General features: G+C 60.0%; 14 protein-coding genes. 4 read left to right on the top strand and 10 right to left on the bottom strand.

The features are described 5' to 3' along the window. Position 1: 1 nt before the first annotated feature. Complete coding sequence (gene exbB / locus LOY70_RS29115; protein WP_265032056.1) at positions 2-985, bottom strand: tonB-system energizer ExbB; 984 nt, start codon at positions 983-985, stop codon at positions 2-4. Positions 986-1,172: 187 nt separating this feature from the next. On the opposite strand from exbB, the gene LOY70_RS29110 reads away from it, so the two are divergent. Next, positions 1,173-2,030 carry an SDR family oxidoreductase gene (locus tag LOY70_RS29110; RefSeq protein ID WP_265032054.1) on the top strand — a complete coding sequence of 286 codons (858 nt, stop codon included), beginning with the start codon at positions 1,173-1,175 and terminating at the stop codon, positions 2,028-2,030. A gap of 122 nt (positions 2,031-2,152) precedes the next feature. On the opposite strand, the gene LOY70_RS29105 is transcribed toward LOY70_RS29110, so the two are convergent. From LOY70_RS29105 to LOY70_RS29080, 6 genes are all read right to left on the bottom strand, one after another. Then, positions 2,153-2,893 (bottom strand): hypothetical protein, encoded by a 741-nt coding sequence (locus LOY70_RS29105; RefSeq protein ID WP_265032053.1) that lies wholly within the window; start codon positions 2,891-2,893, stop codon positions 2,153-2,155. Positions 2,894-2,949: 56 nt separating this feature from the next. Continuing rightward, positions 2,950-3,330, bottom strand: coding sequence for a RidA family protein (locus LOY70_RS29100; protein WP_014340863.1), 381 nt, complete (start codon positions 3,328-3,330; stop codon positions 2,950-2,952). Positions 3,331-3,367: 37 nt separating this feature from the next. After that, entirely contained in the window at positions 3,368-5,473 is a 2,106-nt protein-coding gene (gene spoT / locus LOY70_RS29095) for a bifunctional GTP diphosphokinase/guanosine-3',5'-bis pyrophosphate 3'-pyrophosphohydrolase (protein ID WP_025216138.1), read from the bottom strand. A gap of 60 nt (positions 5,474-5,533) precedes the next feature. Continuing rightward, positions 5,534-5,797 (bottom strand): DNA-directed RNA polymerase subunit omega, encoded by a 264-nt coding sequence (gene rpoZ / locus LOY70_RS29090; protein WP_003177259.1) that lies wholly within the window; start codon positions 5,795-5,797, stop codon positions 5,534-5,536. Positions 5,798-5,964: 167 nt separating this feature from the next. Next, positions 5,965-6,585, bottom strand: coding sequence for a guanylate kinase (gmk, locus tag LOY70_RS29085; protein ID WP_123343525.1), 621 nt, complete (start codon positions 6,583-6,585; stop codon positions 5,965-5,967). 10 nt (positions 6,586-6,595) lie between these two features. Next, positions 6,596-7,459: a YicC/YloC family endoribonuclease gene (locus LOY70_RS29080; RefSeq protein WP_265032049.1), complete on the bottom strand. Its 864-nt coding sequence runs from the start codon at positions 7,457-7,459 to the stop codon at positions 6,596-6,598. 274 nt (positions 7,460-7,733) lie between these two features. On the opposite strand from LOY70_RS29080, the gene rph reads away from it, so the two are divergent. After that, positions 7,734-8,456: a ribonuclease PH gene (rph, locus tag LOY70_RS29075; RefSeq protein WP_003177262.1), complete on the top strand. Its 723-nt coding sequence runs from the start codon at positions 7,734-7,736 to the stop codon at positions 8,454-8,456. 31 nt (positions 8,457-8,487) lie between these two features. Continuing rightward, a complete protein-coding gene (locus tag LOY70_RS29070) occupies positions 8,488-8,856 on the top strand; it encodes a DUF4870 domain-containing protein (protein ID WP_265032047.1) in 369 nt (122 codons plus the stop codon). A gap of 176 nt (positions 8,857-9,032) precedes the next feature. Here LOY70_RS29070 and LOY70_RS29065 read toward each other — a convergent pair whose 3' ends face one another. Further along, positions 9,033-9,812 (bottom strand): exodeoxyribonuclease III, encoded by a 780-nt coding sequence (locus LOY70_RS29065; protein WP_013694557.1) that lies wholly within the window; start codon positions 9,810-9,812, stop codon positions 9,033-9,035. Positions 9,813-9,894: 82 nt separating this feature from the next. On the opposite strand from LOY70_RS29065, the gene pyrE reads away from it, so the two are divergent. Continuing rightward, entirely contained in the window at positions 9,895-10,539 is a 645-nt protein-coding gene (gene pyrE / locus LOY70_RS29060) for an orotate phosphoribosyltransferase (RefSeq protein WP_123416291.1), read from the top strand. Between the two features lie 49 nt (positions 10,540-10,588). On the opposite strand, the gene LOY70_RS29055 is transcribed toward pyrE, so the two are convergent. Together LOY70_RS29055 and LOY70_RS29050 are read right to left on the bottom strand one after the other, a co-directional pair. Continuing rightward, positions 10,589-11,458, bottom strand: coding sequence for a hypothetical protein (locus LOY70_RS29055; protein WP_265032046.1), 870 nt, complete (start codon positions 11,456-11,458; stop codon positions 10,589-10,591). Beyond that, the gene (locus tag LOY70_RS29050; RefSeq protein WP_265032045.1) at positions 11,446-12,504 is read right to left on the bottom strand and encodes a type IV toxin-antitoxin system AbiEi family antitoxin; all 1,059 of its coding nucleotides are present in this window, start codon (positions 12,502-12,504) and stop codon (positions 11,446-11,448) included. Before LOY70_RS29050 ends, LOY70_RS29055 begins: the two co-directional genes overlap by 13 nt. Positions 12,505-12,602: the final 98 nt, after the last annotated feature.

Genomic DNA, 12,602 nt, shown 5'->3' with positions numbered 1-12,602 from the left:
ATTACCCCACTTTCACCATGTGCGGTTGCGAGCCGCGCTCGGGCGGAAGGTGGTCGAGGTCGCGGCTGACCAACAGCAGGACTTCAGCCGAGGCGTCGGAGACCTGGGCCTTGTAGCCGGCGATGGAGCGGGCGAAGACGTTGTAGATGACCACGGCCGGGATCGCTGCGACCAGGCCGAGTGCGGTCGCCAGCAGGGCTTCGGCGATGCCGGGCGCCACGACGGCGAGGTTGGTGGTCTGGGTCTTGGCGATGCCGATGAAGCTGTTCATGATGCCCCATACGGTGCCGAACAGACCGACGAACGGCGCGGTGGAACCAATGGTGGCAAGTACGCCGGTGCCGCTGCTCATGTTGCGGCCACAGGCGGCGACCAGGCGTTCGAGGCGGAAGCTCACGCGTTCCTTGATGCCTTCTTTCTCACGGCTGTTGGCCGACAGGCGCATCTCTTCGAGCGCGTCGTGCACCAGCAGGTTGGCGAGGGTGCCTTCTTTCGCGGCGCTGGCGCTGGCCTCCTTCAGGGTGGTGGCTTTTTTCAGGGCGGCGATTTCACCCCGCAAGCGACGCTTGGCGCCCAGCAGCTCGAAGCCTTTGGCGATCCAGATGGTCCAAGTGATGATCGAGGCGATGGCCAGGCCGATCATCACGATTTTCACGATGATGTCGGCGTTCTGGTACATGCCCCAGGGCGACAGGTCGTGGGCCATGCCCAGGGAGTTGTCGGCTTCGAGCACTGGCGGCGCGTCTGCGGCGCCGGCTTCGACGGCCTGGGCTGGATCGGTGGCCACCGGTGTGGCAACGGGAGCCGCTGCGTTGGCTGGCGCCGGGGCCGTTGCGGCAGGGGCGGTGGCCGGTGCCGTGGCGGGTGTCTGTGCATCGGCGAACGCGGCGGCGGGCGCCAGCAGCAGGCTGAGCAGCAGGGCTGCCATGGCACTCCAGACGCGAGGTCGGTTGGTTGGCGAAGCGGAGGATTGAGAGCGTTTCATGCTGGCCGGACCTGAGAGGAAAAGAAGGTTGATGTTCTTCCAGGCCTCGTGGGCCGAGAACAAAAGTGGCGGGCATTATTGCAAGTAATTCTTGTTAACAAAAGTAATAGAGTATCTTTTTTTCCTGCATTGCTAGCCGTTCATCCCTGGGGAAGGCTAGTCTGCGGCTTTACGAGAGGAGATTTTGATGTCCGCGCCTTCTGTTTTAATCGCCGGCTGCGGTGATATCGGCGGCCGCCTGGCCAGTCAGTTGTTGGCCGACCATTGGCAGGTCTACGGGCTACGGCGCACGGTTTCGCGCCTGCCGGCCGGGGTTGTCGGGGTGACGGGCGACTTGTTCAACGAGCAATGTCCGGCCGATTGGCCCGCCGGCCCCCTGGATTACCTGGTGTACAGCGCGGCCGCCACCGAGCATGACGAAGCGGGTTATCGCGCGGCTTATATAGAAGGGTTGCAGCATGTGTTGGGCTGGTTGAAGCAGCATGGCCAACAGCCAAAACGTTTGCTTTTTGTGTCCAGCAGCAGTGTTTACGGGCAGCAGAAGGGCGAATGGGTCGATGAAACCTCGCCCACTGAGGCCGGTGGTTATTCCGGACGGCTGATGCTCGAAGCCGAGCAAGTGGCGCTGGACAGCGGCATTGCGGCCAGCCGCGTGCGCTTGACCGGCATCTACGGCCCGGGTCGTGAATGGCTGTTGAGCCAAGTGCGCCAGGGCTATAGCGTGGTGGAAGACCCACCCCTGTATGCCAACCGCATCCATGCCGACGATGCGGCGGGCCTGCTGGCATTCCTGCTGGAAGCCGATCGCCAGGGCAAAAACCTGGAAGACTGTTACATCGGCGTCGACGACGCCCCCGCCGCGCTGGCCGACGTGGTGGGCTGGCTGCGCGACTACATGGGCGTCACCCAATGGGCCGAAAACGCCAGCGTACGCCGCGCCGGCAGCAAACGCTGCAGCAATGCCCGGGCCAAGGCCTTGGGTTGGACGCCGCGTTATCCGAGTTTTCGTGAGGGGTATGCGGCGATTCTGGAAGGGCTCTGCTGACTTCCAATCGCCTCAAAACACCTGTGGGAGCGAGCTTGCTCGCGATGAGGCCCTAACAGTCAACATCAAGGTTGGCTGTTACACCGCTATCGCGAGCAAGCTCGCTCCCACAGGGTGTTGTGCTATTGCTTTTCCAGCAGCCACTGCCGAGTACCCGGCGTGAACGAAGGCATTTCATCGGCCAATGCCGCATTGACGGTCTGGAAAATTTCCAGCTTCTTGCCGTCGCGGGCAAAGATCCAGGTGTTGCCCTGGCCGTTCTGTTGCAGCCAGATGTTGTCGTTGCCGCCGCTCATGGAGGCGCAGTCGCCGGCCAGGCACAGGGCGTAACGATCGGCGCCCGGCAGGCCGCTGACCTGGCCGTCGGGCTGGAATTGCACGCTGGCGCCTTGGCCGGGGCCGTTGACGATGTTCCAGGTGCCACCCAGGTAGGCGGCATACAGTGCTCGCTCGAAACTGGCGCCGATTGGCGCGCCTTCTGGTACCTGGACCGATGCCCGGTCGAACACCTGCTGCGGTTCGTTCTCGGTGGCGGCCTGGCTCAACTGGTTGCCGTCGCGCTTCAGTTCACTGGCGGAGCTGCCGTAGAAATCGACTTTCCACGTACCGTCTTTTTCGCCCAGTAACTTGCCTTCGACGTTCTCAAAGCCGTTGGTGTAGCGCGCCTGGCCAGCCCGGGTGTTGACGTCCCATTCCAGGTTCGGGCCATAACCCTGCAGTGCCTCGCGAAGCGGGCCACCTTTGGCGGCAGCGTCGATGGCTGCCTGGTTGATCCAGGTGCCGCTGATGTCACGGTCGGCAGGGTCGCTGGCGCAGCCGCCCAGAAACAGGGCGACCAGCGAGAGAGCAAGCGCTTTGCGCATGGTGGAATCCTTTCAGAACGAAAACGGCGCAGCAGGGGTGGGCTGCGCCGGCCTTTTTACTCGATGACCAGGATGGCATCCATCTCAACCTGCGCACCCTTTGGCAGGGCTGCCACGCCAATGGCGGCGCGGGCAGGGTAAGGCTGGTCGAAGTACTTGCCCATGATCTCGTTGACCTTGGCGAAGTGGCTCAGGTCGGTGAGGAAGATGTTGAGCTTGACGATGTCCTTGAACGAACCACCGGCAGCCTCGGCCACGGCCTTGAGGTTTTCGAACACCTGCACGGTCTGGGCTTCGAAGCCTTCCACCAGCTCCATGGTTTTCGGGTCCAGTGGGATCTGGCCCGACATGTACACGGTGTTGCCCGCCTTGATCGCCTGGGAATAAGTACCGATGGCGGCTGGGGCCTTGTCGCTGGTGATAACGGTTTTGGTCATGAATGACTCCTTGTAATGGGTGGGCCTGATTGCGCCGCTATGCGCGCATCCGGGTGATGCGGATGACGCCGGTCAGGGCGCGCAGTTTCTTGATCACGCGGGCCAGGTGCACGCGGTCGTGCACGCTGACCACCAGTTGGACGACGCTGATGCGGCCATCGCGTTCGTCCATGCTGATTTTCTCGATATTGCCGTCGGCGGCGTTGACGCTGCTGGCCAGCAGGGCGATCAGACCACGCTGGTGCTCCAGCTCGACCCGCAGCTCGACGTTGAATTCGCCGGTGACATCCTTGGCCCAGGAGAGCTGGATGCATTTTTCCGGGTTATGGCGGATTTCGCTGATGTTGCGGCAGTTGTCCAGGTGCACCACCATCCCTTTGCCGGCGGACAGATGGCCGACAATCGGGTCGCCCGGGATCGGTGTGCAGCACTTGGCATAGCTGAGCACCAGGCCTTCGGTGCCGCGAATCGCCAGCGGGCCTTCGGGGCTTGGCAATTGCTCGCCTTCGCCGAGCAGGCGGCGGGCGACGACGTAGGCCATGCGATTGCCCAGGCCGATGTCTTCGAGCAGGTCTTCGATCAGTTCGAGGCGGTATTCGTGGAGCATGAGCTGCACGCGCTCGACCGGGATCTTGTCCAGGGAGCTGTCGAAACCGTTCAGCACTTTGTTCAGCAGGCGTTCGCCCAGGCTGATGGATTCGGAGCGGCGTTGCAGTTTCAAGGCGTGGCGGATATGGGTACGGGCCTTGCCGGTGACCACGAAATTAAGCCACGCCGGATTCGGCCGGGCACCGGGAGCGCTGACGATTTCCACCGTGGAGCCGCTTTGCAGCGGCTCGGACAACGGCGCCAGGCGGCGGTTGATCCGACACGCGATGCAGCTGTTGCCGACGTCGGTGTGCACCGCGTAGGCAAAGTCCACGGCCGTGGAGCCTTTGGGCAGCTCCATGATCCGGCCCTTGGGCGTGAAGACATAGACCTCGTCCGGAAACAGGTCGATCTTGACGCTTTCGATGAATTCCAGGGAGTTGCCGGCCCGCTGCTGCATTTCCAGCACACCCTTGACCCACTGCCGGGCACGGGCGTGGGTGTTCTTGGGTTGTTCGTCGCCGCTGGATTTGTAGAGCCAGTGGGCGGCGATGCCGTTGTTGGCCATCTCTTCCATTTCACGGGTGCGGATCTGGATTTCGATCGGGACGCCGTGCATGCCGAACAACGTGGTGTGCAGCGACTGGTAGCCGTTGGCCTTGGGGATCGCGATGTAATCCTTGAAGCGCCCCGGCAACGGTTTGTACAAATTATGTACAGCACCCAGCACGCGATAGCAGGTGTCGACCTTGTCGACGATGATCCGGAACGCGTAGACGTCCATGATCTCGTTGAAGGCCCGACGCTTGCCGCGCATTTTCTTGTAGATGCCGTAGAGGTGTTTCTGCCGGCCGCTGACTTCGCCTTCGATGCCGTCGATGGCCAGGCAGTGGCTCAGGGACTCTTCGATCTTGTTGACGATTTCCTTGCGATTGCCCCGGGCGCGCTTGACGGCCTGGTTGATCCGTGCCGAACGCATCGGGTGCATGGCCTTGAAGCCGAGGTCTTCGAACTCGATGCGAATCGCGTGCATACCCAGGCGATTGGCGATGGGCGCGTAGATCTCCAGGGTTTCCTTGGCGATCCGTCGGCGTTTTTCGCCGGACAGCACTTCCAGGGTGCGCATGTTGTGCAAGCGGTCGGCGAGCTTGACCAGGATCACGCGGATGTCGCGCGCCATGGCCATGGCCATTTTCTGGAAATTTTCGGCCTGGGCCTCGGCCTTGGTCTCGAAGTTCATCTGGGTCAGTTTGCTGACCCCGTCGACCAGTTCGGCCACGGTTTCGCCGAACTGCGCTTGCAGCGCTTCCTTGGCAATGCCGGTGTCTTCGATCACGTCATGCAGCATCGCCGCCATCAGGCTCTGATGGTCCATGTGCATGTCGGCAAGAATGTTCGCCACCGCAAGCGGGTGCGTGACGTACGCCTCGCCGCTGCGGCGGCGTTGGCCGTCGTGGGCTTGTTCGGCGTAGAAATAGGCTCGGCGGACCAGGTTGACCTGGTCCTTGCCGAGGTAGGCCGATAAGCGATCGGCGAGGGCGTCTATGCTCGGCATGATGATGACTCCTGCCGTTTGCTGTGACCCCGCGCCGTGCTACGTCGACCAGGCATAGGCTTAGACCGCCTCGTTGGACTCGTCCTCGAACGCTGCGAACAGCGGTTCGTCTTCAACGATTTCAGCGTTGGCGATGAACTCGTAGCTCATCAGGCCTTCGGCGATTTCACGCAGCGCTACCACGGTAGGCTTGTCGTTTTCCCACTGGACCAACGGCTCTTTGCCACCGGTGGCCAGTTGACGGGCACGCTTGGTAGAGAGCATGACCAGCTCAAAGCGGTTTTCCACGTGTTCTAGGCAGTCTTCAACGGTTACGCGGGCCATGGTATTCCTCGGAGCGAATGCAATATGCGCGCTGCCCGGTTGGGCGAGCGGACTCGACAGTTTAAAAAAACACCAGCGTTTAGGGAAGCGCTGATTTTTTAACCAAACCCCTCGGCGCGCTGCGAGTACCAATGTAAAGCCGTCGCAGCGGTTTTGGGAAGGGCCCTTCAGCCCAACAATTCGGCCAATAATTTACCGAAACGTTGCTGCTGGCGTTTCTGCTGAAGTTGGCTGGCGCGGAAAATCGCCTTCAGATCGTCCAATGCGTGGGCGAAATCGTCGTTGATGATCAGGTAATCGTAGTCGACGTAGTGGCTCATTTCGCTGACCGCTTCGCGCATCCGGCCTTCGATGATGTCGTCGCTGTCCTGGCCACGGTTGGTCAGGCGCTGGCGCAAGGCCTGCTGGCTCGGTGGCAGGATAAAGATCGAGCGAGCCTGGGGCATCAGCTTGCGCACCTGCTCGGCACCTTGCCAGTCGATTTCCAGGATCAGGTCATGGCCTTCGTCCAGGGTCTGCTGCAGGTAGCTTTGCGAGGTGCCGTAAAGGTTGCCGAAGACTTCGGCACGCTCCAGGAAGTCGCCGTGTTCGGCCATCCTCACGAACTCTTCGCGGTCGACGAAGTGATAGTTCACACCGTTCACTTCGCCCGGACGCATGGCGCGGGTGGTGTGCGAGACCGAGACGCGGATCTGCGGTTCAGCGTCGATCAGGGCCTTGACCAGGCTGGTCTTGCCGGCGCCCGAGGGCGCGGAAATGATGTAGAGGGTGCCGGTGCTGTGGGTCATGTCGTTAGCCTTACTCAATGTTTTGCACTTGTTCGCGCATTTGCTCGATCAACACCTTGAGGTTGACCGCAGCCTGGGTGCTGCGCGGGTCGAAGGCTTTGGAGCCCAGTGTATTGGCTTCGCGGTTGAGCTCCTGCATCAGGAAGTCCAGGCGGCGACCGGCCGCACCGCCGGACTTGAGCACCCGGCGAACTTCGATGATGTGGGTGCTCAGGCGATCCAGTTCTTCGGCCACGTCGCTCTTTTGCGCGAGCATGACCATTTCCTGTTCCAGGCGCTGCGGGTCCAGTTCGGCCTTCATGTCAGTGAAGCGATCGAGCACTTTCTGGCGCTGGGTGGCGAGCATCTGCGGGACCAGCTCGCGCAGGGTGCTGACGTCTTCTTCAATGGACGTCAGGCGCTCGTTGATCAGTCGGGCCAATTCCGCACCTTCACGCTCGCGGCCGGCCTTGAGTTCCTTGAGCCCTTCGTTGAACAGCGCCATTGCCTCGGCGTTCAGCGCTTGCGGGTCGCTGGCATCGCCCACCAGCACACCCGGCCAGGCCAGGACTTCCAGTGGATTCAGGGCGGCGGGGTTTTTGATCAGGCTGGCGATGGTTTCGGCGGCGGCCACCAGTTGCGCGGCGCGCTCGCGGTCCACCTGGAGTGTCTTGCCGGCGCTTTCTTCGGTGAAGCGCAGGGTGCATTCCAGCTTGCCCCGGGACAGGCCCTGGCGCAGCGCCTCGCGCACGCCGCCTTCCAGGTCGCGGAAGGACTCGGGCAGGCGCAGGTGTGGCTCCAGGTAGCGGCTGTTGACCGAGCGCAGTTCCCAGCTCAGCGTGCCTTGGGCCCCGGCTTTTTCGACGCGGGCGAAGGCGGTCATGCTGTGCACCATGGAGGTTCCTCGCAATGAGGCGGCCACGACCGGCGGTCGTGGAGCCTGATATCTGTGAATAAAAGCCCAAGGGCAGCAAAGGCGCAGGATTGTAGCGCAGTGCGACGCATGCCCCAAACCGCGCGTGTGACAAAGCGCTGCAACCTGTCGGCCGGGGCTTCGGGAGGCTTGGCTCGCGTCGGCTTTTTAGAACGGCGCTACGTTTAACTGCCCTATGACGATTCACGGCTCTATAATGCTCGGCAGTTTTCCGTCCTCTGTACAGGTGTTCCCTATGAAACGTCCAAGTGGTCGCGCTGCCGATCAGCTTCGCTCGATCCGCATTACCCGCAACTACACCAAACACGCCGAGGGATCTGTACTGGTCGAATTCGGTGATACCAAAGTCATCTGCACGGTCAGCGTCGAAAACGGTGTGCCACGCTTCCTCAAGGGCCAGGGCCAAGGCTGGTTGACGGCCGAATACGGCATGCTGCCGCGCGCCACCGGTGAGCGGAACCAGCGCGAAGCCAGCCGTGGCAAGCAGGGCGGCCGGACCCTGGAAATCCAGCGCCTGATCGGCCGTTCGCTGCGGGCTGCGCTGGACATGTCCAAGTTGGGCGATGTGACGCTGTATGTCGACTGCGACGTGATCCAGGCCGATGGCGGTACGCGCACGGCGTCCATCACCGGCGCCATGGTCGCGTTGGTCGATGCCTTGAAAGTGATCAAGAAGCGTGGCGGCCTCAAGGGCGGCGATCCGCTCAAGCAGATGATTGCCGCGGTGTCGGTGGGCATGTACCAGGGCGAGCCGGTGCTGGACCTGGACTACCTGGAAGACTCCGCCGCCGAGACCGACCTGAACGTGGTCATGACCAGCGCTGGCGGCTTCATTGAAGTCCAGGGCACTGCTGAAGGCGCGCCGTTCCAGCCGGAAGAATTGAACGCTATGCTGGAGTTGGCGAAGAAAGGCATGAACGAAATTTTCGAACTGCAAAAGGCCGCATTGGCTGACTGAATTGTTTCGCGCTTCAGACAAGGAGAATGTCATGAGTGATGAGCAAGTCCTACTGCCCCAGCCCAGCAAGGAGGCGCGTCAATGGGCGATGTTCTGTCACCTGTCCGCCTTGCTGGGGATCTGGATTCCGTTCGGTACGCTGATCGGGCCGCTGGTGATCTGGCAGCTCAAGCGCGAATCCGACCCGTTCATCGATGCCCAGGGCAAGGAAGCGCTGAACTTCCAGATCACCGTGGCGATTGCCTCGGCGATCAGTCTGCTGCTGATGGTCGTGGTGATTGGCTTCTTCTTGTTCGGCCTGGTGGCCATTGGTGCGCTGGTGCTGACCATCATTGGCGGCGTGAAGGCGAATGAAGGGCAGCCGTATCGGTATCCGTTTACCTGGCGGTTGGTCAAATAACGATCAATCAGGTTCCTTTGTGGGAGCGAGCTTGCTCGCGATAGCGGCTGTTCATTCAATATTGATGTTGGCTGATCCACCGTCATCGCGAGCAAGCTCGCTCCCACAGTTGATTTTCAGTGGCCACAAAAAAACCGACATCTCTGTCGGTTTTTTTGTGGCTGCGCAAACGACACTCAGATCGTCAGCGTCCAGTCGTAATCCACGATCAACGGCGCATGCTGCGAGAACCGTGGTTGGCGCGGCAGGCGGGCGCTGCGTACGAAGCGGCGCAGGCCGGGCGTCAGCAACTGATAGTCGAAGCGCCAGCCGAGGTTGAGCATCTCGGCCTGTTCATTGTCTGGCCACCAGCTGTACTGGTCGCCTTCACGGCTGACTTCGCGCAGGGCATCGACATAACCCATGTTGCCAATGATCTCGTCCATCCAGGCCCGTTCCGGCGCCAGGAAACCTGGGGATTGTTGGCTGTCGCGCCAGTTCTTGATATCCAGCTTCTGTTGCGCCACGTACAGCGAGCCACAATAAATGTACTCGCGACGTTTGCGTCGCTGTTTATCCAGATAACGGGCGAAGTCGTCCATTAACTTGAATTTCTGATTCAAATCTTCATCGCCGTTCTGTCCCGAAGGGAGCAGTAAGGTCGCGATGCTGACCTTGTCAAAATCGGCTTGCAGGTAGCGCCCGTAGCGGTCCGCCGTCTCGAAACCGAGACCGTTGATGACAGCCTTCGGTTGCAGCCGCGAGTACAAAGCCACGCCACCCTGGGCGGGGACTTCGGCATCGCAGGCATAAAGGAAGTAACCATCCAGTTGGAAGGCTGCATCGTCCAGTTCAAAGGCGGAGGCGCGGGTGTCCTGCAGGCAGATGACGTCGGCATTCTGTGCTTGCAGCCAACTGAGCAAACCTCGCTCCACTGCAGCCTGAATACCATTGACGTTCACACTGATGATCCGCATAAATGGCCCCAAAAATCACGTGCGTGTATGATACACGGCGTGTACCTATTTAGCTAAATCCGTGGTATTTGGGGCTTTTTTCATGCAGGCGTATCAGCGCGATTTCATTCGTTTTGCCATCGATCGCGGCGTTTTGCGCTTCGGTGAGTTCACCCTCAAGTCCGGTCGCACCAGCCCGTACTTCTTCAATGCCGGCCTGTTCAACAGCGGTGCCGCCCTGGCGCAGCTGGGCCGTTTCTATGCGGCGGCCATCGTCGAGAGCGGCATCCCGTTCGACGTATTGTTCGGCCCGGCCTACAAAGGCATCCCGCTGGCCGCCACCACCGCCGTCGCCCTGGCCGAACACCACGACCGCGACCTGCCTTGGTGTTTCAACCGCAAGGAAGCCAAGGCCCACGGCGAAGGCGGCAGCCTGGTCGGCGCGCCGCTGACCGGCGATGTGCTGATCATCGACGACGTGATCACCGCCGGCACTGCCATCCGCGAAGTGATGCAGATCATCGCTTCCCAGGAAGGCGCCAAGGCAGCCGGTGTGCTGATCGCCCTGAACCGCCAGGAGCGTGGCAACGGTGAATTGTCGGCGATCCAGGAAGTGGAGCGCGACTTCGGCATTCCGGTGATCAGCATCGTGTCGCTGAACCAGGTGCTGGAATTTTTGGCCGACGACCCGCAGCTCAAGCAGCATTTGCCGGCGGTTGAGGCTTATCGGGCGCAGTTCGGCGTTTAAAAGACTAACTAGGAGGCCCTGCGAGACAGGGCCTTTTGTCCAGTGGTGCTCACTCCCGAAGGCGAAGAGCGCGCAGTAAAGCATCCACTTGTCCGAACGCATCCTGTTGCCACTGGTCCGGAGTCCTATCCTCAAGGATTTGGCTGTCTTCGACGAAACGCCTTACAGAGGTCGGGCCATAGCCTTCGGCCACATCAAATTTTTGGCAGATGTGTAGAAAGCCTTGCTCGCCACTTCCGGTTTCAATGACGGGGCGGCATTCTTCAGCGAGTGCCGCTATGCCACCTGGATAATTACGGACGCAATAGTAGATGTCGTAGGCGTCTTTTTGCTTATGTCGTCCGTTAAGGGCATAACCCTTCATCGCGAGCAGTGCCGGGATAGAGCAAACGGCAACCTCGACGCGATTTGTGCCTCCAGTTGGCATGGGGCCTTCAATGGCGACCATCTGATAGAACCGCGTTGCCAAATCGGCGCCATCGGCGCGTTGAACCGCAAAGTCATTGAGGATGGGTGGTTTATTTTGGATGATCTCGGCATCGCGAGGCATCAAGAAATCCACGATCACATTTATCGGGGCACCCCCATCATCCACGGGAACCTGGCGAACAAGTTGGAAACGTCGTAGTTCTCCTCTTTGCTCATACCCATTGCCCATCAGGGCCTCGACCAGTGTTGCGTACTCGCCATCGCCAAGTGCTTCTGCATCTAGGCTCAAGTCGACGTCGAGCGTACCCACATGTTGCATGTCATTATGGGCAAGGAGCAGCCATGGCACCGCTCCCCCGATCACTGCGAACTTACCTTTGAAACTTCCCAGAATCTGGCCCATTTCGACGAGCACCGCCTTCACTGCGGCCGTGGTCCTATCCTCATAGTCCGAGGCAGATTGAGGTTCTTGCGGCACTAACGGGGCCATGTCAATTTTTCCTGACGTAAATACTCAGCTGCTTCTTTTGCGCGTTCTCCGGCCACCGTCAAATCCAGATAAGTCTGAACCGGGCTGGTGCACAGCACGCCGGGTGCTGCCTCGACAGTATCCAGTAAAAGTCCTTCGTCCCTGGGAACGGTGATCACCACGTTTTCGCCCTTGGATGCAGGGACAAGCTGTAAAGCCTCGATCAGTCTATCCAGCCCTTCACTGTCCGCATAAAAGTATTGCGTGTTCACGCGGGCGTAGGGCGCGAGCCATTGCGCGGCGGAAAACGAGGAGAAAAGCATGCGCCCATTGCTTTGTTCGCCAATAACGCTCCGTGCCGCATTTTCCAGGGCGCTGCCATGTAAGGTGGTATAGAACTTTTTACGCTCCCCCGATGGAGGTTCGTAGGCCTCGACCCATGCATCCAGAAGGGCCTGGGGATCGCATAGGAATAATCCATTGCTTGTTACCCGCCCCCATTCTCGATCAAGCAGGGCGGTACGCACATTGCTGACTTGGCCCAAGCTTGCGCTGGCCGCTTCGGAGAGTTCAATTACCCGCCAGGCATGGGCCGGTTCGCGCAGCATTGCACGAAGGATCTGTGCTGATTTCGGCTTGAAGAGCGACTTCAGCTCCCTATGTTCTGCAGGCGGTTTGTCTGCAACTTGATGGTCGATGAATATGCCATCGAATGAAATCCAGGCATTACCCTCCAGATCCAAGTAACCGACACCTTTTTTCCGACATGCCTGCCTGGCAGCTGGTGAGAGATAGGGGGCGATTAAGATAGCGGTGACATCAATGTCCCACGCACTTACGTAGTCACGAAGCTGGAGGATGGCTGCGTTTACAAATCTGGGCTGCCCACTGGCTTTAACCTCGCAGACCAGAGAGCGAGATTTACCCGATATGGCTATTTCAACGATGAAGTCGGGGCTCCAGGCTTTTGTCTGCGGCGCGGCTTCCAGGCTTTTTATTTCGATGATTGGCACTTTGCGCAGGAGATTGCACAAAGCCTCTCTGGAGCTTTCTTCGAAGTGTTTCATTGGCAGAGCCCTTTTCAACGAATGTTGAAAATAAGCTTATTGGTGAAATTCGTCCATTATTTTCAATGCATCTGATTGTTTCAGCATTCGTTGAAATG

Source organism: Pseudomonas sp. B21-054 (assembly GCF_026016345.1).
Classification (GTDB): Bacteria; Pseudomonadota; Gammaproteobacteria; order Pseudomonadales; family Pseudomonadaceae; genus Aquipseudomonas.
Note: the sequence above shows the minus strand (reverse complement) of the source record. Positions and strands in the feature narration are given on the sequence as shown.